The organism is Achromobacter sp. UBA2119, from assembly GCF_002331005.1.
In the GTDB taxonomy this organism is placed as follows: Bacteria; Pseudomonadota; Gammaproteobacteria; order Burkholderiales; family Burkholderiaceae_B; genus Achromobacter; species Achromobacter animicus.
Map to the genome: position 1 here is coordinate 342252 of NZ_DCYD01000015.1, position 20597 is coordinate 362848.

The window sequence follows — 20597 nt, forward strand, 5'->3', positions numbered from 1 at the left end:
CTCAGTTCACGGGGATCAATCCCGCTTCGAGTCCGAAGCGCAGATACTCGTCCAGCGCCTGCCGCAGGTTGGCTTCGCGCTGGGCTTGCAGCAGGAAATTCCAGGCGCCCATTTCGGCGCCGTTGTCCGCGCCTTCGCGGATCTCGAGCGCGCAGCCGCGCGCCAGTTGGCCGTAGGACGGCGATCCGAACTGCGTGGAGGTAAACGAGGGGGCCACGCGCGCCGCCGCGCGCTTTGCGGCTGCGGCGCCCAGGTCCTGCATGGCCAGGTCCGGCTGGCAGCGGTAGCGCCGGGGCGTGACTGACGGCATGGGCACGTGGCAATAGCGCACGCAGCCTTCCTGGCGGCGGTTGATGGCGAGCGGGCCGCCGAACAGCGTGTTGGACGCGTCGAGCCGCCCGGCCGCCACGCGCCCGAACAGCGTGCTCGCCAGCACGCGCAGGGCGCTGTCGTCCACGTCGACCGCGGCAGCCGCGCTGCCTTGCGCATCGATCAGGCACGCCTCGATCTCGACGGCGGCAAGCGGCGTCGCGCAGCGCACCGGCCCGCTGATGCAGCGCGTAAGGCTCAATTCAAGTTCCGGCGCTGCGCCGCTGTGGCGCACGCCGCCACGCGCGGGCGCCAGCGTGCAGTGCCGCAGCGCCACGGCACGCAATGCGCCTTCCAGCCGCAGGCGGCCATCCACCAGCAGCCCGTCTAGCCGCACGCGCGTGCTGGCGTTGCCGCGCAGCCGCCAGTCGCCCCGCAGCACGGGCCGGCGCAGCGGGGCCGCCTCGATCGACAGATGCGTGTCGGGCAGCACGAGGTCCGGCGCGATGGCTTCGGTGCCGTCGTGGTCCAGAACGATGCGCACCCGCTGGCCTGCCTGCACCGCGGCCAGCGCCGCCGCCAGCGTGGGCGTGGCCGCCGAGGGCACGCGCAGTTCGATGTCGAAGTTGTCTTCGGACGCCGCGTCCGCGTCATCGCCAACCGGGGCGCTGCGGTCGTACGGACCCGCGCCCATGTCGCCGGGAAAGCCATACGCAAAACGCACCTGCACCGATTGCGCGGTGACGCCGGGCGGCAGCGCAAGGCGTCCGCGGTGCGGGTCCAGGCCCACCAGCACGCCGCCCGCAACAGGGAAGCTGCGGTCCGGCCGCCCGGGCTTGCGCGCCTTGACCAGCAGCGACGCGTCGGGCCGGCGCCAGTCCTCGGGGGAAACGCCGGGGATGGGCGCCAGGTTGCAGATGACCAGATGCTCGGGCGGCACGGCCTGTCCGTCCAGCCACACCTGCACGACCGGGCCGCCGCCGCTCTCGGCAAAGCCCCCTTGCGGCGGCGCGTCGCCGTCGGTCAGCGCCTGGCGGCGCGCTTGCAGTTCGGCGTGCAGATCGCGCCAGGACAGCGGTTCGGGCACGTTGACCGGCTCGGCCAGGTGGTCGATGTCGGTCTCCGTGCGGGGCCGGTTGAACAGCGGCTGGTCGCGGCCCAGCGGATCGATGGTGTAGAAGCCATCGCGCGTCGTGGCGGGGGCGGCGTCGCCGCGCTGGACGGTGTAAGACTGCAGCCGCCACAGGAACAGCGCGACGTTGGGCAGGTTGTAGCGCCCGGCCGGCAGTGCGCGCACATCGGCCGTGTGCAGCTCGGCGCCAAAAGGACCGTCAACGCGTTCCATTGCGCGGGAATCGCGCAGATCCGGTGTGCGCAGCGCGTGCGGGCGCGGATGGTTGACGTGCTGGGTGGTGGCGACGCGTTCAAAGCACTCGGACACGCGGCTGCGCCAGCCCGTGGCGTCGGCGGCCAGTTCTTCCAGCACCAGTGCGGTGCCCTTGCGGCGGCGCAGCCGCAGCGTGTTGGCGACCAGCGCGCGGGGCGAGAAGGCGGCGCCGACAGGGTACAGCGCGCGCACGCCGAGCAGATCGCCCAGGTACGGCACCACCCAGTCGTCGCAGGTCTCGATGAACCAGTTGTCGTAGAGCCGGTCCACGTCGGCGTCCACCAGCGCGCCCTGGCGCGCCAGCACGTCCAGCAGCGCGCGCAGCGGGCCGCCGGCCGCGGCGTCGCGTTCACGGTAGAAGGCCGGTAGCAGGGCCATCAGCGCATCGGCATCCAGGCGGGTGTTCATGTGCGCTCCGTGAGCAAGATGTTCGCCGGGTCAGGGCGCAGCAGTTCGGCCGGTTGCAGGCTGCCTTGCTGCCACCGCGCGGTGCGCGCCGGCAGCGTGGCGCCGGGCCCGTTGCTGCGCCGCGCGGTGAAGCTGGACAACCCCGCGCTCAGTCCCGTGCCCGGCCCCGGGTTCAGCCCAATATTCAGCCCCCCATCCAGCACCAGCGAATCCAGATCCACCCACTGCACGCCCGGCACGCCTTGCAGCACGGCCAAGACTTCCGCGCCGTGCACAGGCTGACCGAATGCGCGCGCGGCAAAGCCAAAGGCCTCCAGCACGCGGGCGCGGGCCGCCTGCAATACCTTGGGCGTCTCGTAACGGGGATCGATGCCCAGACCGGCCCGCACGCCGAAATCCAGATAGCGGCACGGCGCCACCCGCAGCGGCTGGTAGGGCGGCCGCGCCCCATCGATGGCCGCGAGCAGATTGCGATACAGCGCGCCGGCAGGATCCAGTGCGGCGCCATCCTCGCCGGCGACGGTCAGATGCACGAGCCGTTGTTCCCCATCCCACAGCCACACCGCCTGCGACTTGCCGATGCCGGTGAACGCGGCGGAAAAATCCTCGAAGTCGCGCAGCGAGACGATGCGGTCCAGCGTGCGCACGCGCAGCGGCGCATTGCGGCGGGCAGCGTCGCCGGCTTCGGGATCCACGCCGCCGGTGGCGGCTGCCGGATTGACGACCGCCTTGACGCCGGGCGCGCGCGTAAGCAGCACATTCAGTTGACCGCGCGCGACGTTGCCTTCGCGGCCCAGGCCGACGCGATAGCGCGCCTCCACATTGCCCGACCCCGACGGCAGCCGCGCGCCGTGCAGGCCGTCGCCGAACTGCACCGTGGCGCCGCCGCTGTCGTCCAGCCGCAGCAGATAGGCGCGATCGTCCGGCGCCAGTTCCGTGATGCGCGGCGCTTCGGTCCACAGCAGGCCATCCACGCGAACTTCCAAACTGCTCGCTGCGCCGCTCGCCGTGGGCGCGGGCACGAGGGTCAGCGGCTTTTGCTGCAGCGTGAAGCGCTGGAACGCCCGGTTGCCGGCGCCGCTGCCCAGCACCTCGGGCTGGATGCGCATCTGCCGGCTGTCGCCGTGGCTGGCCGGCGCGACGTTGGCGTTGATGCGCACCGTGGCGGGCAGATAGGCGTGCGCCAGATCGGCGTCCAAGTGCAGCGACGTGCGGCCGCCAGCGCTGTCGTTGCGCTGGATGCGGACGATGTCGCTGGCTTCAGCCAGCGTGACCGTAGCGCGCGCGCCGTCCTCGAATTCCAGATCCGCGCTGGCGCGGTCGCGCGCCACGCGCACGTTGGCCAGCGCGTCGCCGCGCAACAGCCGGTCGCGTGGCGCGATGTTCGCGGCGTCGGCCTCGTCCAGGATCAGCCCCGACACCGCCAGCACGCGGTCTGGCGGCAGGTCGGGTTCGTACGACGCCAGCACCAGCGCGTGGCCCTGCGTCAGGCCGGACGCGGGGCGCACGCCCCAGTCCAGCGCATCGGATTCGCCATAGGCGGTGGTCTCGCGCACGGCGTCGTTGAACTGTTCGCGCAGGCGCTCGCCGCGCAAGGCCAGGCGGGTGGTCGGCCCGGCCAGCGCAAAGCCGGTGCGCGCGTCGGGGCCGGCGTCGGCAATGCGGTAGAGCTCTTCATACCCCGGCATGGACAGCACGGCCCAGCCGCCCGTCACCCATTTCGGATAGACGGCGTCCAGGTGCACGCCGTGCACGTCGGCGGGGAACAGGCTGGCGGCGGATATCGTCTGGCGCGCCAGGCCCGGTCCGGACCACGCGAGCGCAAGGGTGGCGTCGCCGCTGGCCTCGTAGTAGTCGATGCGGATGTCGTGCTTGCGGCCTGCCGTGAGCCTGGCGCTGGCGCTGTACTCGGTAGGCGATTGCTCGCGCCACTGGTCGATGAGCAGGTTGCCGTCCACCCACAGCCGCACGCCGTCGTCGGCCGTGACGTGGAAGGTGTAGCTGCCGCTGCCCGGCCCGCGCACCCAGCCGGTCCAGCGCACGCAGAAGTTGTCCGCGGGCATGCCGTCGCCGGGACCGCCGGCCGCCCACCGGAAATCCAGCTGCGGATCGGTGCGCGTCATCACCCGCTCGCTGAAGGTGCGGCCGCGGTAATACTCGCCGTACAGGCCGGACCCCGCGCCGCTGGCGCCCGGCGGATCGGAGATGTCGGCCAGCGTGTAGCCCGGCCATTGGGGGAACTGGCTGAAGGACGGCTTGGCGTCGTCGGCCATGCCCAGATAGGCCGCGCGCAGTGTGGCGGGCATGGCGCGCCAGTCGGGCGCGTTGTAGCCGAACAGCCGCGCCTGCGCGCGCAGCGCGTAGCAGCGCGGATTGCGGCGCGCAGGCTGCACGTGCGGGGCCGCGCTGCCCAGGCCGCGTTCCAGCGAGATCAGCGTGTAGGCGGGCGCGCCGTCTTCGCCGGGGCCTGGCACATACTCGCGAACCTGCGTCAGGCGGCGGAAGTCCCAGTTTTCGTTGCCGGGGTCGCGCACACGTTCGTCGCCGACGATCAGCACGGCGTCGCCGGCTTTGAGGCGCGTGGCCGCCCCGGCCAGGCACAGCGTGCGGGCGCCAAAGCGCGGCGGCGCCGGTTCCAGCCACGCCAGTTCCAGCGCGTTCCAGGCGGCGCGCGCCTCGACCGCCTGCAGGGTTTCGAACGTCTGCGCGCGTTCATCCTGCGCGGGCACGCTTTGCGCGCGCGTCCACGGCTCGATGCGCGCGCGCAGCGGCGCACCGGGCGCGGTTTCCATCGAAAACGCCAGCCACGTCGTTGCCGCCACACCGGGCCGCAGTTCGTAGCCGATGGCCCGTGCCAGCGATTGCACCGACCGGCGCTCGGTCGCGGTCCGCAGATAGCCCTCGTTGCCGATGCGCTCCTGATAGAACGCCAGCACGTCCAGCACCGCAGCCCACGCGTCGAACAAGGCGATGACCGGGTCGTCACGGTCGCGTGTGGTCAGCGCGGCCAGCGCCGGCGATCGCGCCAGGTCGGCTGTCAGGCTGGCCAGAAACCGGCCATGCGTGCCGATGCGCAGGCGCAAGGCGGGCTGGCCCGGCGGGTTGTCCAGGTCTGATGGCGTCAGCGCAGGCTGGCCGGCGCAGCAGCCGCAATCGGCGGGGGTTGTCATGATCCGCCCTCCACAATGAAGTCGATGCGGCCGTTCTCGGGAAAGTTCGGGTCGCCGTCGGCGCGCAGCACTTCCAGCGGCGCAATCAGCAGGCGGCCGGTGTCCATTTCGCCGGCGGGGTCGCGGCCCCAGCGCTGGAAGCGTTCGGCCCGCGCCGACGCGACGCCCGGCACCGCCATGACGGCCCGCATCAGCGCCGACAGCGCCAGCGGCGTGCCGAAGGTGTAGCGGTCGGGATGAAAAAAGCCCGGCCGGCCCGCGCGGTCCAGGCCCGCGGTGAAGGCATCGCGCAGCGCCGCTTTGACGTCCGCGGCAAAGTGGCCCGGCGCGGCGCAGACGCGCACCAGGATGTCGAGCGGCACGTGTACGGGATCGGAGAATTCCAGGTCCTGTCCGGCCAGCCGGAAGCGCTCCATGAAGGCGCGCAGCGTGGCGCGAAAGGGCGCGTCCACCTCGCGCCCGCCGCGCCGGTCCACGGTCAGGAACACGGTGTGCCAACTGCCCGTCCAGCGCAACCGGGCCGCCGCGCGCTGCACCTGCGGATGGCGTTCGGCCAGGCGCGCGTAGTCGTCGGCCGTGACCGCGCGTTCCTGCACGCGGAACGCCTCGGGTGCGTTGAGCTTGATGGCGTCGGCCGGTTCCGGCGCTGCGCCGCCCTGCGCGGGCAGCGGATTGCGCACGCGCGCCACGCCCAGCATCAGGTCCGCATCGTCGGTGACGAGCGCGCCGATGGCCTCGGCGCCCACGTTGCCCTCCGATCCACCGCCCAGCCGGTAGCGCGCCAGCAGGCGTTCGCCGGCCACGGGAGCGGCGCCGTAGCGGTTGTCGCCAAAGCGCAGCCAGGCCGCGCCATCGGTTTCCGTTTCGACCACGAACTCGCGCGCGTCACGGGCGCTGGCCAGCAGGCTGCGCTGGGGGGACCACGCCGGGCTGGCGGGGGCGGGCACGTCGCCGGGCTGATTGGCGTCGTCCGCCTGCAGCGACATGCCGCTGGGCAGCGCGCGGCGCGGGTCCTGCGCCAGCGCCGCACCGGCGGGCAGCAGGGCGGACACGGCCAGGTCATGCCGGTAGGGTTCGGCGCAGGCCAGGCCCGCGTCCGGCAGGCGGGGGCGGTAGGGCCGCGAGGCGGGCGCGTCGCGCGCGGTGGCCGTGTCCGGCAGTAGCGGCGTCCAGTCGCGCTGCATGCCGTGGTCGGCCAGGACGACGTTGCCGCGCGCGACGGACACGGCCCGCTTGACCAGCGCGCCGCCGTCGTCGAACTCGCGGCTGACGCACAGCGGAAACGGCAGCGCGTCGTCCGGATGCCAGGCGATCAGCAGCAGGTCGGTGCCGGTCAGGTCGTCGCGGCCGGCGCGCGTTTCGGTCAGGCGCACGGCCACGCGATGCGTGCGGTCGGCGTCGGCCCTGCGGCCCGTCAACGGGTCGATGGTTTCCTCGAACACCAGCACGTCGCCGGGGGCAAGCGTCAGCGGCGGATCGTTCACCAGCGCCGCCTGCGTCTGGCCGCGCGGCAGGCAGTAGGCGGGATCGGCGAAATCATGCAGAAAGATGCGGCTGTGCGCGGCATGCAGCGTCAGGTCGTGCAGCGTCTCGAACACTTCAATGCCGGCCGCGGGCAGCCCGTCCAGCACGTCACGGCGGCGCACGGGCTCGGCAAGCGCGGCTTCGGGCGTGCTGGTCAATAGCGGCGTGCCCGCCGGGATGAGCTTGCCGTCACCCTGCGCGTTCGCTTCGATCGCGACAAACACGCGCGCGTTGCAGCCGTCATGCAGCGGGTAGTCCAGCAGACGCGCATGCCGCCGCAGCGAGGTCCGGCGGCGCGCGGTGTCCAGATAGGCCTCGGTGGCGGCGGCGTCCTGCGCGTAGGAAAGATGGTCGGCCACGTAGGCCAGCGTTTCCACCAGCGCGACGGTGAAATCGGCGGGATTGCGCTCGGTGAAGTCGGGCATGCTCTGCGACAGGCGGTCCAGCATCAACCGCCGGAAGCTCTCGTAATCCTTGGCCAGGTAATCAAGCAGCGGCTCTGCCGGCGTGGGCGCATCGCACGTGTGCGTATCGGCGCAGTCGAACTCCGACGGGCACCCCGCCTTGAAGTTGATCTCGATGGTGGACAGGCACAGGTCAAAGCCCGGCGCCGGCGCGTCAGGGGCGGCAGGGTTGACGAGCGCGAGCGTGTACCACGAGAAGTCGCCTGCCTTGTCCACGGTCAGCCGGATCTCGTTGCCGGAAAGCACCGGGTCCGCGGCCAGTGCGATGCCGCGAATGCGCGCGCCGCCTTCGATGCGCACGTGGGCGCGGCCGATGCCGGACACCGGATGCGCGCAGACCACGCGCACCGTGCGCTGGTCGGCCGCGTCAATTTCCACGAAGGCGATGCCGTTGTCGCCGGGCGGCTGCTGGGCGCGCAGCAGTTGCAGCCGGCGCGGGTTGGCGCTGCGGAACTGGCGGTTCATGGCACGTCCCGCGTAAAGCGCGCCAGGCGCCGTTGCTGGCCTTGGCGCAGCACGTACTGCACGTCGACCTGCAGGGTCGCATCGCGGTGCGCGACGTTGACGGATTCCACCGCGATGCGCTCGCCCAGCCATTGCTGCAATGCGCCTTGCACGCTCATCTGCACGGCGGCGGCCAGCGTGTCGCTGTTGGGTGCAAACACCAGTTGCAGCAGCCCGCAGCCGAAGTCCGGCCGGTTCACGCGCTCGCCCGGTACGGTGAACAGCACTTGCTCGATCATGTCGCGCACATGAGCGGCGTCGTCGGCATTACGGCTGCGGCCGCGCGCGTCGGGTTCGAACGGAAAGCGCAGGAGGGCCATGGCGATGCGTCCTTACATGCCCACGACGCGCGCCTGCGCCTGCAATGCCAGCATCGGCGTACCGGTGGGCATGCAGATCGACGAGCCCGCCTGCAGCGCGGCCGGCATCCCGCCGATCAGCACGCGCGTTGCGCCGGCGAGCCACATGCCGGTGACACACGGGCCGTTGCCCGACGGCGGCGGCGGAAACGCGCAGCCCGCGATGGAATACGTCGACAGGATGGTCACGGCCGGCTGGCCCGACAGCAGCACGCGCGGGTTGGGCGACGTCGGGATGGCCTGGCCGCCGTGCGAACACTGCACGGTGGCGCCGAGATGCAGCAGAGGTCCGGGCATGTTCTGGCCTCCTCAGGTCACCGTCAGGGCGCCCTGGTTGATGTTGACGGCCGGGCCGGCCAGCATCACCGTCGCGCCCTGGCCGTTGGACAGCGTGATGCCCACGTCGCTGATCGAGATCATCGCGCCCGTCTTGGTCTTGAGCAGAATGCCGCCGGTGGGGCCCGGCAGATCGGAAATCATCAATGTGTTCTGCCCGCCGGTCTGCAGCACGATGCTGGGCGACACGGGCAGCCCGGTCAGCGCCAGCGCCGGGACTTCGGCGGCCGATCCCCAGAATCCGCCGACCCAGATCGGGTAGTCGGGCTTGCCCTGTTCAAACTCCACCCATACGCCCGCACCGACCTGCGGCACGACGAACACGCCGCTCTGCTGGCCGGCGAACGGCACGCACGGCATCGCCCAGCTTGAGACGCCCAGGCCCAACACGTCGGGCACCTGCACCTGGATGCGGCCCATCTGCATGGGATCGACGTTGTTGATCACCACGCCGCGGAATTTGCCGTAGTGGCGTTGGGGTTCTGTCATGGCGGCACCAGGGGCAGGGTCGAGATCAGGCCGTTGCGGGCCAGCGAGAACTGCTGCCGGAATTCGCCGGCCTTCAGCGAGCTGTCGACGCGCTTGACGTAATACAAGCCATCGAACGCCAGCCCCGCGCCGCGCACGCCGACCAGTTGGCGCGACTTGAGCACATGGCCGTAACGCAGCACGTTGAGCGATCCATCGGCGGTCACGGCGTCGGCGGTGGTGCCGGCGGCCATGGCCAGACCTTTGCCCAGCGCGGCGGCCGGCGACAGCTTGGCGGTGTCTTTCAGCAGCGTCAGCCCCTTGGCCAGCGGCGGCAGCAGGCCCAGCGGCGGACTGGTCAGGCTGACGTCGGGAACGGGCAGCGGAATCGGAAACTTGGTCAGCGGATTCTGGATGAAGATGACCGGCAGCGCGGCGTCCGACTGGTTCACCGCGAACGAGAGCGACTCGACATTGCTGTGCACATCCATGCCCAGGTTGAGCGCGGGCTGCACCGGTCCCAGCCGGATCTCCGGTCCCCAGTACGCCACGTTGGCGCCGGGCAGCGGGCCGGGCTCGATGTAGAACACGTGGCCCACTTCCCGCGCCAACTGGCGTACATAGGCGAGGTCCGTGCCTTCGTGCAGCGGAATGCGTTCCACCGGAATCGGCACGTCGGTGAAGGGCGACGGCACGACCAGCGGCAGCATCCCGTACAGCGCGTAGCGGCCAATGATGGCGGCGACCCGCGCGGGCGGCGGCATGGCCGGGTAGGGCAGGCCGCTCATGTCCTGCTTGTCCATCGCCACCGTCAGGTCCTCGCCGGTGACGGTCAGCCGCGACTGGCCGGGCGCGTTGCCGTCCGTGATCTCCTGGCGCGTGACCAGCCCGTCCATCAGCACGGTGGGCAGCCCGTTCAGCGTGGCGATCAGGATGACGCGCAGCCACGGCACCTGGCCGCCAGCGATCACCAGCAGCGTATGCAGCGGCGAGCGGTTGCTGACGGAGAACGTGAGCTGGAATCCGCCCGGCCCGTCCGCGGATGACGACACGTCGACGCGCTCCAGGCCGTCCATGATGGGGCGGGGCGCAGACACCGGCAGGCCAGGGCCGACCAGCAGCGTCAGGTGCACGCCGCTAAGCATCGTTGCCTCCGAATGGGGCACCACCGAAGGGAGAACCCAACGCGGCGGGCAGCGTCACGCGCAGGCTGCGCCCGGGCATTTCCAGCGCGCCCGGACGCGGCGCGTCGTTGCCGTCCGCCAGGCGCCAGAACTGCAGCGGATCGCCCAGCGCCGCAGCGGCAATCCGGTCCAGCCGGTCGCCTGGGGCGACCGCGACCTCGCCCACCGCGGTCAGCGCCGCCGGGTCCGGCAAAAAGCGCCGGCGCAAGTATACGAGCGGACGGCCGTCCGGCCCGGGCATTTCGGCCGTTGGCACGTCGTAGTACCGGCTGTTGGCAGGAAAGCGCTGCACGCTCATGGCAGGGACTCCAATCCGACGGAACCCAGGTCGCCCAGACCGGCCAGCGCGGCCAGCCGTTCCTTGCGCTGCTGATACACCAGGTACAGATGGCCGCCCTTGTCGCCAAAGCCCAGATCGCCCACGTGCAGCACGCGCAGGCCCAGCGACACCTTTGCGCGGATGGGATTGAGGCGCGCGTCGAAAGCCTCTTCGGTAATCGAAAAGTCCGTCACGCGCACCGGTACCACGCGCTCGCGGCTCCACACGAACAGGCTCAGCGGCGCGACCGTGGGCGCGATTTCCAGCGTGCCCAGGTTGGCGATCTGGTTGTTGCGGATGAGCGCGGCGCTGTCCGGGTAGACGATGGTCTCCAGCGCGGCCAGCTGCGCATGGATGCCCGTGTCGCGCGCCTGGGGATGATCGTCGGGAAATTCGAGCTGATCGGTGGCGTCCAGCTCGGCGTCCAGCCGGATCGTCTCGGACGGCGGACCTTTCAGGCGCAGCGGTTCGCCTGCCGCGCCGCCGTCGTCCACGCTCTGCGGCTGCAGCGAGCGCGTCAGGGTCTCGGGGTTGTATTGCAGCGATATCACGCGCTGCACCGCCCCGCTGGCCGGATCGATCAGAATGATGCCGCCGCGCAGCAGGCGGGGCGAAAGCGGTCCGCTCATGGAAAGGCCTGCGGTTCGGCGGCGTTGCGCACAGCGGTGATGCGCTGTGCGCCCACCAGCGCTTCCGGCCAGTGGCGAGCCGCGCTGAAGAGGTCGGGGCGGTAGTCGAACTCCAGCACGAAGCGCGACACCGGCACGCGTGCCGCGCAGTCCAGTTCGACGGCGCGCAACTTGCCCGGCGGCTCGTCGACCATCGTGACGTCGGCGTAGCGCGTCTGGCACAGTTCCAGCACCTCGCCCACGGTCTTGCCAATCCAGTCTTCCATGGCGGCTCCTAGATCAGGTTCATGTTCTTGGGCACGGCGCTCGCGTCGTCCGGCCGGCAGGCGCGATAAAAGCAGATGCCGCAGCCGTCGACCGAGGCCCGCACGGCGGTCTCGACCTTGGCCTGGAACGTGCCGGTGGCGGCGGCGAACGCGTCGTTCCAGCGGGTCTTGAAGTCGACATTGCGCTTGCGGCAGTCGTACACGGCCTCGTAGTCCTGGATGTTGAGCGCGTAGTTGCAGCTGCCGGCGCCCACGTACTTCACCCAGCCCTGATTGCCGGCCATGAAGTTGGCCACGTCGCCGCCCGAAAACGCCACGCCGAGCTTCGACTTCTCCGACTTGCTGTAGGGATGGGTGTGGAAGGTGCCGAGCGTGTAGTCGCCCTTTTCCTCGGCGGGCAGGCTGATGCTGCCGCCGCCGCCCGATCCGGTGCGGATCACGCGCTTGCCGTCCTTGTCGGACACGATGCGCCCGCCATGTTCCTGCACGGTATCGCCGCCGTGGCCGGACTTGGACCAGGCCTCGTTGACCGCGTCATACACGTCGTCAGGCATGGTGTGCGTGGCGGGGCACTTGCGTGCCTCGGCTTCGGCCACGCGCAGGTCGCCCATGCCGGCGCGCTGCACGGTCTGCGCCAGGCCCGGCGCCGCCGTGGGCCGTGACAGGCTGTGCGCGGCGCGGTCGGCTTCCGCTTCCTGCGGCGAGTGCGACGGGCCCAGTTCCAGCGGCAGCCCGGGACGGTAGCGCCCCTGCTGCTGCACGACGTGCGCCAGCTCGTGCGCCAGCAGGTCGCGGCCCGGGCGTGTGTCCGGCGCGTAGCGGCCCGCACCGAAGGCGACGTGCGGGCCGACGGTGTAGGCCTGCGCATCCAGCGCGCGCGCCGATTCCGCGGCCCGCGCATCCGCGTGGATGCGCACGCGGCCGAAATCGTGGCCGTAGCGCCGCTCGAATTCCATCCGGTCTGCTGAGGCCAGCGGCTGGCCCGCGCTACGCAGCACGTCCTCGACCTGATCGGGCAGGGCCGCCCTTGCACGACCGGCAGACGACGAGGCGGCGCATTTCGACTTGCCGCCGCACCCGCAGGCGCATCGCCGCATCACCAGGCGCGAGCGCGGTGGCGACGTGTCCGGCCGAGGCGTGAACAAGGACGTTCTCATGGCTCGGCTCAATGCTTCAGATGAAACGTGTCCGCGATGGCGCGGCCCGCTTGCGTGCCCGTCTGCGCCGGTTGCGCGCCGTCCGCCACGGTGCGCACCTCTTCGGCATGGGAATCCGCGGCCGCGCCGCCGTTCTGCGCCGCGCGCCGGACCAGCTCGTGGACCAGCGCGGCAACGAATGCATTGCGTTGGGCCGCGTCATGGCTCGGCAGGCTGAGCGCGCGGATATGCAGGTGAATTGCGGATTTCATGGCCATCCCCTCGTTTCGGCATCGGCCAGTGGCCGCTCCCGTTTGGCGGCTTCGGCGTGCGCGGCTTGCAGCACGTGAGCCATGGTGACTTCGGAGCCGGCGTCGGCGGCCAGAAAGGCCGCGTTCAGCGCGACGTTGCGGATGCTGCCGCCCGTCAGGTTCAGGCGCGCCAGTTGGTGCGGGTCGAGATCGCGGGTCGGCGTGGCGGCCGGGAACACGCCGCGCCAGATCCGCGCGCGCTGCTCCAGGTCAGGAAACGGAAACTGCACGACAAAGCGCAGCCGCCGCAGAAAGGCGCTGTCCAGGTTGGACTTCAGGTTGGTGGTCAGCACCGCGAGGCCCCGGTACGACTCCATGCGTTGCAGCAGATAGCTGATTTCGATGTTGGCGTAGCGGTCGTGGCTGTCCTTGACCTCCGAGCGCTTGCCAAAGAGCGCGTCTGCCTCGTCGAACAGCAGGATCGCGCCGCCGTCTTCCGCGGCTTCGAAGAGGCGCCGCAGATTCTTCTCGGTCTCGCCGATGTACTTGCTGACGACGGCGGACAGGTCGATGCGGTACAGGTCCAGCCCGGTTTCGCGCGCCAGCACCTCCGCGGCCAGCGTCTTGCCCGTGCCGCTTTCGCCGGTGAACAGGGTGGCAAGACCCAGGCCTCGCGACTGCGCGGCCGCGAACCCCCAGTCTTGATGGACCCGATAGCGCTGGCGCAGATGCGCGGCGATCTGGCGCAGCACGGCGCGTTGCGGCTCGGGCAGCACCAGGTCGTCCCAGCCTGCGGCCGGCGTCAGGCGCTGCGCCAAGCCGTCCAGCTTGCGGCGGCTGGCCTGCGCGCAGCCCTGCCACAGCACGGCGGCCGGATCGGCGCCGGGTTCCTGCAAGGCGGGGGCGAGCGCGGCGGCGGTGCGCTGCAGGGTCCGCGAGTCCAGCCCGAACTGGCTGGCCGCCTGGTCCACGGCATCGCCAACGCGCGCGGCGGCTTGCGGCCCCAACGCCTGCCTCCACAGCGTTCTGCGGTCGGCCTCTTGCGGCCGGGAGACGGCGCACGGGCGCGAGGCCGCGCGCAGCGTGACGGGTTCGCGCACGCCCACGAGGCACAGCCCGCCGGCCTGTTCCACCAGATGCCGCGCCGCCGGCGTCAGGCCCTCCGAGGCGTCGATGAACAGGGCGGCGCCCAGCAGCACTGCCTCGCGCTGCCAGAGCGTCAGCATGACGTTGCGCTCGGCGGCGTCCGCCGGCACGTCTTCTGCCTGCAGCGCCAGGCACGCGAGGCCCGCAGCATGCGCGGCGCGCGCCGCTACGTCTTCCTGCGCGCCGGGGTCATCGCCTTCCAGCACAAACACCGGCAGCGGCGTGCCTTGCGCGGCGGTGACCTGCGCGGCGATCTGTTTCGCCGCCGCTTCGTGCGCGGTCGCCGTGTGGGGCAGGGGCAGCGCCGGCCGCAATAGCGGGCGCAGTCGCGCGTCCGGCTCGTTCAGGCCGGCCAGGTAATGCAGCACGCGTTCGTCGATGCGCAGGCGCGCGGTGCTCAGGTCCGCCGTGTCGTCCACGTCCAGCAGGCGCCAGCGGCGCAGCGGACGCTGCGGCGACAGGGCGCTCCAATGCGCGCCTTCCAGCTCGGCCAGCGCCAGCGCGAAGCTGGCATGACGCTGGCTGCCGGTCCGGCCGTTCGCGTGGGCGCACAGATCGGCCAGCACCGCATCCATCTCGATGCCGGCGCACAGCAGCAGCAGATCACGCTCGAACGCCGACAGGCCGAAGGTGGCGGTCAACTGGTCGATGGCCGAGTCGCCGTGGAGCGCGGCGCGCGCCTGCGCAAGCTGCTGCGCGCCGTGGCGCGGCGGCCGGCTGCCCGGCTTGCGCAGCCTTGTGCGCAGCCGCGTGAACTCGGCGGCCAGCAGTTGCTGGTTGGCTTCGATCCAGTCGGTGGGCGCGCGCGCGTTCATGGCAGCTCGATCTGGCGGTCAAGATAGCGGACGGGGACCGCCTCGCGGTCCACCAGCGGGCTTTCAATGCCGTCCACCCGCAGCCGCACCAGAAAGCGCGCGCCGGCGGGTGGCGCGTCGCGCCATTCGAAGATGAGCGCGCTGGCGGGTGCGGTGGCGGGTTCAGCGGGCAGCTCGCGGTCGCCCAGCAGCAGGCTGGCCGCCTGGCCGGGCAACAGCGGCGGCGCGATGCCCAACGTGATGCGCACCGTGCCCGCGTTTCGCGTGGCGGCGGCCGGTGGCAGCACGGGCTCGGGCGCCAGCACCAGCGCCAACTGATTGCTGTCGCGCCGCAAGCCGGTATCGCTGGCCTGCACCGTGGCATGCACGCGATAGACGCCGACCGGCAGGTCCGACGGCATCGTCAGCCGCAACCACGCGTCCGTGCCTGCCTCGACGGGCACGTTGCGTTCGGCATCCAGCGTCGAATGGCGCAGCGTCACCGTGCGCGCCAGGCCATCCAGATGATGGCCCTGTAACGTCACGGCGCCGCCGGGCACGGCAACCGGCTGCCTGCCCGCGGGTTGCACCGATAGCAGCGTGGGCAGCGGCGGCGTCAGGCCGGGGAACACCAGCACACCCCGGTCGCGCGGCGTGCCGGGAATGGCTTCCCCGCGTGTCAGCACGGGCAGGGCGCCGCGTGCGGGCCGCCGGGATTCGATCAGCACCACCGACACCTGAAACGCGGCGGTCGGGCGGTAATGCGCCTGCAGCGCGGACCACAGGCGCGACATCTCTTCCGCGCCCAGCGCTGCCGGGGTGATCTTCAACAGTTCGATCTGACTGGCCAGGTCCGCGCTGCGCAGGCTCTGGTAAACCGTCGGCAGGATGGCGCCATCGACCACGTCCGGATCCAGCGCGCGGCGCACGGCCTCGCGCGGCAGCACGGCCGATTCGTGCAGCAATTGCAGCGCGTAGCCCAGCAGCACTTCCGCTTGCAGCTCGGCGCGGCCATACGCGGTCAGCAGATAGTGCAGGTCCAGGGCCAGCGGCGGATTCGCGATGCGATCGCCTGCCGGATCGCGCGACGGCAGCGCGGCATTGCGCCACGCGGCGTTGGGCGTGACCTGATGCAGGAAGAGGTTCAGTTGCGGATCTTCCTGGTTGTCCAGCGACACCGCGTCGGGCGCCAGCGCGGACACCTTGACGCCCGCGCCAAGCGCGTCCGTGACCGCGTGGTCGATCATGCCCGAGTCGAGCAGGTCCTTGATGACGGCGGTGACCGCCGCGATCGCCAGCGCGTTGCTCATGGCAGCCCCGCGCGTCTGGCGGTCAGGTAGGCGCGCAGCGACAGCGCGGACGATCGCGGGGCGGCGGGCGCCGCGCGTTGGGGCGGGGGGGCGACTTCCAGGCGGTCAATGGTGATGTGGACGTCGGGCGGAGAGGGCGGCTGCGCGGGAAGGCGGGAGACGGACGCCGCATCGGCGGCGCGGCTTCGTGCGTTGCGTGCGTGGGGGCCGGCAAGGTCACGAGCCTCGACTGAAAAGGCCGCGTCGCGTGGGGCAGCAGGGCGGCCATTGTCAGTGACTTCGTGAGCGCCTGACATATCTGCCGGTAAGGGCGACGTGATTGGCGATACGGCCGCGTGGCGGGTCTGCCGGTCGTCGGCGACGTGTTTGTCTGCCTCGATGGACCGAAGCGCGCGCGATTGGCGAACCGGCGAGGGCGCCTCTTGATCACCTCGCGCCGGGTTGCGTGGGGGCACGTCCGCGTCGGCGATCGGCCCTGTCACGCTGAAATGCGTGCGATGCCGGCGTGTGTCATGCGCCGCGTCAGGCCCGTTCGCGCCCGCCGCATCAACGTTCCATTCTGTCTGACCAATCCCACCGGAATCCGCAGCGTGCAACGGCGTCTGCGCGAAGCTGGCCGCGCTGGATCGCGCGTCGTCTCTGCCCGCCTGGACGCGCGCGTCCGGCGCCGCCTGCGCAGCTCGCAGCTCCTGCGCCTCTCCCCGCCAAGCATCACGCGGGACGGTCCCGACAAGCGCCAAGGCCCGCGGCGACGGCGCGCTGCGCAGGCGCGGTGCGGAACCCACGCTGCGGCTCGCAAGCTGGCGCAGGAAGCCGCTCATGGCAGCGCCTCGCTGTCGGCCAGTTCCAGATACGCGGCGCGCCGGGCAGGTCCCAGCGCCAGCACCTGCGGTTCGGTCCAGCCGTAGGCGCGCGCCAGACGATGTACATCCCGCAGCAGTCCCCGCGCGCAAAGACTGATGTCGTCCCACACGCAGGCGTCGGCGTCCAGCGCCACGGTCCACGCGTGCGCGCAGTCCGCGCAGCGCAACGACAGCTCGATGTTGGCGGCGGGATCCAGCGCTTCCATGCGCGCTTCGATGTCGTCCAGCGCCGCACCCTGCGGCAGGCCGGCGTCGGGCGGTGCGTCAACCCGGCACGCACGCAGCAGCAACGCAAGCGCCGCGTCGCTGTCGGCGGCCACCGCGGCCTGCGCCTGGTCGCGGCTGCTGGGCAGACGCCATGCCGCTCCATGCGCGTCGAACATCGGCTCGGCCGATGCGCGTTCCGGCGGCGCGGACACCGATTCCAGCAGCGTGGCCACGTCCAGGTCGAACGCCATCGCCGCGCCGCATGCCGGACAATCGGCGCAAGCGGCCAGTTGCGGCCCGAACGTGGCTTGCCGCAGGCGCAGCAGCGCCAGGTTCCGCCATCCGACCGGCCGTGACGCGACATCCACGCCAGGCATTGCCTCGGCAAGCGCGAGCAGGCCGCGGTCTATCGGATGACAGTCACGGCCCGCCTCCCACAGCGCAAGAATCTGCGATTCGATCAGGGCGTTCATCGCGGCGCTCCATCAAGCCGGCTCGACGAAACTCGGTTCGGATGGCTCGGCGACTTCGTAGTCGCGTTCCCATCCTTCGTTTTCCAGCTTGATGGTCTGAATGGCGACCGCGTTGGCGTTCGCATCCAGATCGGGAATCGCCTGGTACTCCGACACCCAGCAGCGGAATACCTTGTAGGCCAGGACGAGCTGCCCGGCTTCGTTGTAGACCTCGATGATGAGGTCCTTGCGGAAGTTCTTCAGCGACACCTCGCTGCCCAGGCCCGATCCAAAGTTCCACACCTTGTTGGCCCACTGCTCAAATTCGCGGTCGTGCGTGACGCCGCGTTCCAGCGTCACCGCCTCGAATTTGCTGCGGCCTGGCGATTTGCGTCCGCTGGACGGGTCGCCTCCTTCGCGGTGCTCGACCACTTCGGTGCTGCGCTTGAGCGCCGACACCTTGCTGACGCCCGCCACGTAGCGGCCATCCCACTTCACCCGGAATTTGAAGTTCTTGTACGGGTCGAAGCGCTGCGGATTGACGGTGAACTGCGCCATGGCAATCTCCTGGTAACCGTGGTCGGCAAACGCGCCGGGCCGCATGCGGCGCCGGGGCGTGCCGGGCTCAGGCCTGTATCTGGCCGGCCAGTTGCTGGATGCTGATGACGACGAACTCGGCGGGCTTGAGCGGCGCAAACCCCACCAGGATGTTGACCACGCCGCGATTGATGTCGTCCTGCGTGGTGGTTTCCCGGTCGCACTTGACCAGATAGGCCTCGCGCGGCGAACTGCCCTGGAAGGCGCCTTGCCGGAACAGCGTGTTCATGAACGCGCCGATGTTCAGGCGGATCTGCGCCCACAGCGGCTCGTCGTTGGGCTCGAACACCACCCACTGCGTGCCGCGATACAGCGACTCTTCGAGGTAGAGGGCCAGGCGCCGCACCGGCACGTACTTGTACTCCGAGGTGAGCTGGTCCGCGCCGCGCAGCGTGCGCGCGCCCCAGCACACCGCGCCATACACCGGAAATGTGCGCAGGCAGTTGACCCCCAGCGGATTCAGGCTGCCGTTCTCGCCGTCCGTCAGCGTCGCGGCCAGCGAGATGACGCCGGTCAGGTTGGCGTCGGTGCCCGCGGGCGCCTTCCATACGCCGCGGTTGCCGTCGGTGCGCGCGTACAGGCCGGCGACGGTGCCGCACGGTGGCGCGAGACGCGGCTTGCCGTTCTTGAGCGGATCGGACACGTACGTCCACGGGTAGTAGACGGCGGCGTGATCGGACTTGGGCAGCGCCGTGCCGTTGGCCACCGCCACCATCGCCGCCGGATCGGTGGCGGTGGGCGGGGCATCCACGATCATGAAGGCGCGCCGCTCTTCGCAGTACGACGCGGCATCGGCCAGCACGCCGCTGTGCGTGATGGCCGGCAGGCAGAGCAGATTGAAGATGTCGGCGTCTTCCAGCGCATACAGCCCTTGCCGCAGCGCGCGGCTGCCGATAAACGCGGCATAGACGTCGTCCGGCCCGTACGGCGTTTCGGTGCCGCCTTCCAGTAGCGCATCGACCGGGGGCGGCGAGGCGACGGCGCCGGTCAGCAAATGCAGCGAGGCGGCCAGGTCGTTGGCCGGCGCGGCCGCCACCGCGATGGTCGAGCCCAGGCCGCGCGAGCCGCTGGCCAGCACCAGCGTGCTGCCTTGCACCCGCGCCGTGAAGTCGCGGAAGGCCGGCGTGCCCGGCCGCAGCGCGCGCACGGCGGCTTGAAGGCGCGCCGCCACGTCTTCCAGTTTGGCGGCCAGCGAACCGCCTGCAGCGGTGGCGTCACCCAGACTGACCAGTTCCGGTCCAAGGCCATCCAGCGTGATGCGCAGGCTGGTGTGCGTGGCGTCGGGCAGCGCGTCCAGGTCGGTCGCGCCAAAGGCGTCGCTGGTCAGCGTCGCCGCATCGGGCGTGGGCGCGGGGCGGATGATGGCCGCGCCGTCGGTTTCGACCCCACCGGCCAGCGACCCCAGCATCAGCACGCCCGCGGCGTTGTTGCGCGCGCCCGGCAGCACGCGGACGCTGGCGTTTTCGCCGCCCGCGCCGGACGTCATCACCAGCGTGTTGCCGTTACGCGCGGCGGTGAAGTTCGCCAGCGCCGCCCGGCCCTGCGCCTGCGCCCGCACCTTGGTCTGGATTGCCGCCGCCAGCGCGGTCAGACGCTGCGTCGCGGTGCCGCCGGCAATGTCGCCAGGCAACGCGATGCTGACGCCCACGGGTTCCAGCCCGTTCACGGCCACGCGGAAATCCGTGTGCGTCGCATCGAGCAGCGTCTGCACGTCGCCCAGCGTGCCGCTGACGCTGGTGCCCGCCGGCAGCGCATCCAGCGCGCCCTGCGACAGCATCCGCTCCAGGCGAACGAGCTGCGATACGCCCTGCACCAGATCCAGCAGATAGCGCGGATCCTTGGCGTTCAACGAGACGTTGGCGTAGCTTTCCGCCCGCCCGTCGCTGCCGCGGATGAACTGGATGTTGAAGGTGCTGGAGGGCACGGCGGTGGCGTGGTCCACGCGGACCTGAATGCTGTTGCCGGATACGCCGGGGTCCAGCGCCCGCACTGTCAGCACGTCCACCGCGGTTGCGCTGCGCAAGGTGCGCTGCGCGGGCGACGCCTCCTTGACCACGCGCACGACCCAGGCGTCCGTGCCGCCGTTCACGAAGAACTGGCGCACGGCATAGCCCAGCTCGGAATCGTCGGCCAGTCCGCCGAAGGCGCGTTCATAGTCGGAGAAACTGAATATCCGGACCGCCTTGTTGACGGGACCGCGCGGGGCCGCGCCCAGAAAGGCGGCGACCGAGGTCGCGACCCCGGCAATCGTGCGAACGCCGCTGGGAATTTCCTGGATATAAACCCCGGGATGGGACAGGGTAAGGGCCATGAGCTGCTCCTTCACACGGCTGTCGGGATCAGTGTCCTAGCCGCAGGAGAGGCTTAGAGAGCCGCCAGCGCGCCACGGGAGACGGGCAGGAGAAGGCTGGCGATTCGCGCGAGGCTTGCGCGGGGTGGCGGGCGTTGCGCCGCTCTAGTTGGATTGCAGCGGAAAGGCAATCGGGCAAAAGCAGCAAGCCCTGGTAGGAACGA

The 20597-nt window shown here is 70.9% G+C and carries 18 protein-coding genes; all 18 read right to left on the bottom strand.

Annotation, left to right across the window (positions count from 1 at the left end):
- Position 1 precedes the first annotated feature (1 nt).
- A complete protein-coding gene (locus tag B3098_RS15980; RefSeq protein ID WP_286897677.1) occupies positions 2 to 2104 on the bottom strand; it encodes a phage tail protein in 2103 nt (700 codons plus the stop codon).
- Positions 2101 to 5274 (bottom strand): putative baseplate assembly protein, encoded by a 3174-nt coding sequence (locus B3098_RS15985; RefSeq protein ID WP_286897679.1) that lies wholly within the window; start codon positions 5272 to 5274, stop codon positions 2101 to 2103. The genes B3098_RS15980 and B3098_RS15985 overlap by 4 nt, the downstream gene beginning before the upstream one ends.
- A complete protein-coding gene (locus tag B3098_RS15990; protein ID WP_286897681.1) occupies positions 5271 to 7727 on the bottom strand; it encodes a putative baseplate assembly protein in 2457 nt (818 codons plus the stop codon). The genes B3098_RS15985 and B3098_RS15990 overlap by 4 nt, the downstream gene beginning before the upstream one ends.
- A complete protein-coding gene (locus B3098_RS15995) occupies positions 7724 to 8086 on the bottom strand; it encodes a GPW/gp25 family protein (RefSeq protein WP_286897683.1) in 363 nt (120 codons plus the stop codon). The genes B3098_RS15990 and B3098_RS15995 overlap by 4 nt, the downstream gene beginning before the upstream one ends.
- A gap of 12 nt (positions 8087 to 8098) precedes the next feature.
- Complete coding sequence (locus tag B3098_RS16000; RefSeq protein ID WP_191577784.1) at positions 8099 to 8422, bottom strand: hypothetical protein; 324 nt, start codon at positions 8420 to 8422, stop codon at positions 8099 to 8101.
- 12 nt (positions 8423 to 8434) lie between these two features.
- On the bottom strand, positions 8435 to 8950 hold the full coding sequence (locus B3098_RS16005; protein WP_286897685.1) for a phage baseplate assembly protein V: 516 nt from the start codon (positions 8948 to 8950) through the stop codon (positions 8435 to 8437).
- Positions 8947 to 10074 (bottom strand): hypothetical protein, encoded by a 1128-nt coding sequence (locus tag B3098_RS16010; RefSeq protein WP_286897687.1) that lies wholly within the window; start codon positions 10072 to 10074, stop codon positions 8947 to 8949. The genes B3098_RS16005 and B3098_RS16010 overlap by 4 nt, the downstream gene beginning before the upstream one ends.
- The gene (locus B3098_RS16015) at positions 10067 to 10411 is read right to left on the bottom strand and encodes a LysM domain-containing protein (protein ID WP_286897689.1); all 345 of its coding nucleotides are present in this window, start codon (positions 10409 to 10411) and stop codon (positions 10067 to 10069) included. Before B3098_RS16015 ends, B3098_RS16010 begins: the two co-directional genes overlap by 8 nt.
- Positions 10408 to 11061, bottom strand: coding sequence for a hypothetical protein (locus tag B3098_RS16020; RefSeq protein ID WP_175122713.1), 654 nt, complete (start codon positions 11059 to 11061; stop codon positions 10408 to 10410). Before B3098_RS16020 ends, B3098_RS16015 begins: the two co-directional genes overlap by 4 nt.
- The gene (locus B3098_RS16025) at positions 11058 to 11327 is read right to left on the bottom strand and encodes a hypothetical protein (protein WP_286897691.1); all 270 of its coding nucleotides are present in this window, start codon (positions 11325 to 11327) and stop codon (positions 11058 to 11060) included. Before B3098_RS16025 ends, B3098_RS16020 begins: the two co-directional genes overlap by 4 nt.
- An 8-nt stretch (positions 11328 to 11335) precedes the next feature.
- On the bottom strand, positions 11336 to 12484 hold the full coding sequence (locus B3098_RS16030) for a DUF4157 domain-containing protein (protein WP_279970805.1): 1149 nt from the start codon (positions 12482 to 12484) through the stop codon (positions 11336 to 11338).
- An 8-nt stretch (positions 12485 to 12492) separates the two neighbouring features.
- The gene (locus tag B3098_RS16035; RefSeq protein WP_279970806.1) at positions 12493 to 12735 is read right to left on the bottom strand and encodes a hypothetical protein; all 243 of its coding nucleotides are present in this window, start codon (positions 12733 to 12735) and stop codon (positions 12493 to 12495) included.
- Positions 12732 to 14675: an ATP-binding protein gene (locus B3098_RS16040; protein ID WP_279970807.1), complete on the bottom strand. Its 1944-nt coding sequence runs from the start codon at positions 14673 to 14675 to the stop codon at positions 12732 to 12734. The genes B3098_RS16035 and B3098_RS16040 overlap by 4 nt, the downstream gene beginning before the upstream one ends.
- Complete coding sequence (locus B3098_RS16045; RefSeq protein ID WP_218343006.1) at positions 14672 to 15964, bottom strand: DUF4255 domain-containing protein; 1293 nt, start codon at positions 15962 to 15964, stop codon at positions 14672 to 14674. The genes B3098_RS16040 and B3098_RS16045 overlap by 4 nt, the downstream gene beginning before the upstream one ends.
- Complete coding sequence (locus B3098_RS16050) at positions 15961 to 16785, bottom strand: hypothetical protein (protein ID WP_286897696.1); 825 nt, start codon at positions 16783 to 16785, stop codon at positions 15961 to 15963. The genes B3098_RS16045 and B3098_RS16050 overlap by 4 nt, the downstream gene beginning before the upstream one ends.
- On the bottom strand, positions 16782 to 17507 hold the full coding sequence (locus tag B3098_RS16055; RefSeq protein WP_286897698.1) for a hypothetical protein: 726 nt from the start codon (positions 17505 to 17507) through the stop codon (positions 16782 to 16784). Before B3098_RS16055 ends, B3098_RS16050 begins: the two co-directional genes overlap by 4 nt.
- Positions 17508 to 17519: 12 nt before the next feature.
- The gene (locus B3098_RS16060) at positions 17520 to 18044 is read right to left on the bottom strand and encodes a phage tail protein (RefSeq protein WP_056566211.1); all 525 of its coding nucleotides are present in this window, start codon (positions 18042 to 18044) and stop codon (positions 17520 to 17522) included.
- A gap of 67 nt (positions 18045 to 18111) precedes the next feature.
- Entirely contained in the window at positions 18112 to 20394 is a 2283-nt protein-coding gene (locus B3098_RS16065; RefSeq protein ID WP_286897700.1) for a phage tail sheath subtilisin-like domain-containing protein, read from the bottom strand.
- Positions 20395 to 20597 lie beyond the last annotated feature (203 nt).

Excerpts from the sequence above, each read along its gene's own strand:
- B3098_RS15980 (WP_286897677.1), bottom strand. The coding sequence starts at position 2,104 with ATGAACACCCGCCTGGATGCCGATGCGCTGATGGCCCTGCTACCGGCC.
- B3098_RS15985 (WP_286897679.1), bottom strand. The coding sequence starts at position 5,274 with ATGACAACCCCCGCCGATTGCGGCTGCTGCGCCGGCCAGCCTGCGCTG.
- B3098_RS15990 (WP_286897681.1), bottom strand. The coding sequence starts at position 7,727 with ATGAACCGCCAGTTCCGCAGCGCCAACCCGCGCCGGCTGCAACTGCTG.
- B3098_RS15995 (WP_286897683.1), bottom strand. The coding sequence starts at position 8,086 with ATGGCCCTCCTGCGCTTTCCGTTCGAACCCGACGCGCGCGGCCGCAGC.
- B3098_RS16000 (WP_191577784.1), bottom strand. The coding sequence starts at position 8,422 with ATGCCCGGACCTCTGCTGCATCTCGGCGCCACCGTGCAGTGTTCGCAC.
- B3098_RS16005 (WP_286897685.1), bottom strand. The coding sequence starts at position 8,950 with ATGACAGAACCCCAACGCCACTACGGCAAATTCCGCGGCGTGGTGATC.
- B3098_RS16010 (WP_286897687.1), bottom strand. The coding sequence starts at position 10,074 with ATGCTTAGCGGCGTGCACCTGACGCTGCTGGTCGGCCCTGGCCTGCCG.
- B3098_RS16015 (WP_286897689.1), bottom strand. The coding sequence starts at position 10,411 with ATGAGCGTGCAGCGCTTTCCTGCCAACAGCCGGTACTACGACGTGCCA.
- B3098_RS16020 (WP_175122713.1), bottom strand. The coding sequence starts at position 11,061 with ATGAGCGGACCGCTTTCGCCCCGCCTGCTGCGCGGCGGCATCATTCTG.
- B3098_RS16025 (WP_286897691.1), bottom strand. The coding sequence starts at position 11,327 with ATGGAAGACTGGATTGGCAAGACCGTGGGCGAGGTGCTGGAACTGTGC.
- B3098_RS16030 (WP_279970805.1), bottom strand. The coding sequence starts at position 12,484 with ATGAGAACGTCCTTGTTCACGCCTCGGCCGGACACGTCGCCACCGCGC.
- B3098_RS16035 (WP_279970806.1), bottom strand. The coding sequence starts at position 12,735 with ATGAAATCCGCAATTCACCTGCATATCCGCGCGCTCAGCCTGCCGAGC.
- B3098_RS16040 (WP_279970807.1), bottom strand. The coding sequence starts at position 14,675 with ATGAACGCGCGCGCGCCCACCGACTGGATCGAAGCCAACCAGCAACTG.
- B3098_RS16045 (WP_218343006.1), bottom strand. The coding sequence starts at position 15,964 with ATGAGCAACGCGCTGGCGATCGCGGCGGTCACCGCCGTCATCAAGGAC.
- B3098_RS16050 (WP_286897696.1), bottom strand. The coding sequence starts at position 16,785 with ATGAGCGGCTTCCTGCGCCAGCTTGCGAGCCGCAGCGTGGGTTCCGCA.
- B3098_RS16055 (WP_286897698.1), bottom strand. The coding sequence starts at position 17,507 with ATGAACGCCCTGATCGAATCGCAGATTCTTGCGCTGTGGGAGGCGGGC.
- B3098_RS16060 (WP_056566211.1), bottom strand. The coding sequence starts at position 18,044 with ATGGCGCAGTTCACCGTCAATCCGCAGCGCTTCGACCCGTACAAGAAC.
- B3098_RS16065 (WP_286897700.1), bottom strand. The coding sequence starts at position 20,394 with ATGGCCCTTACCCTGTCCCATCCCGGGGTTTATATCCAGGAAATTCCC.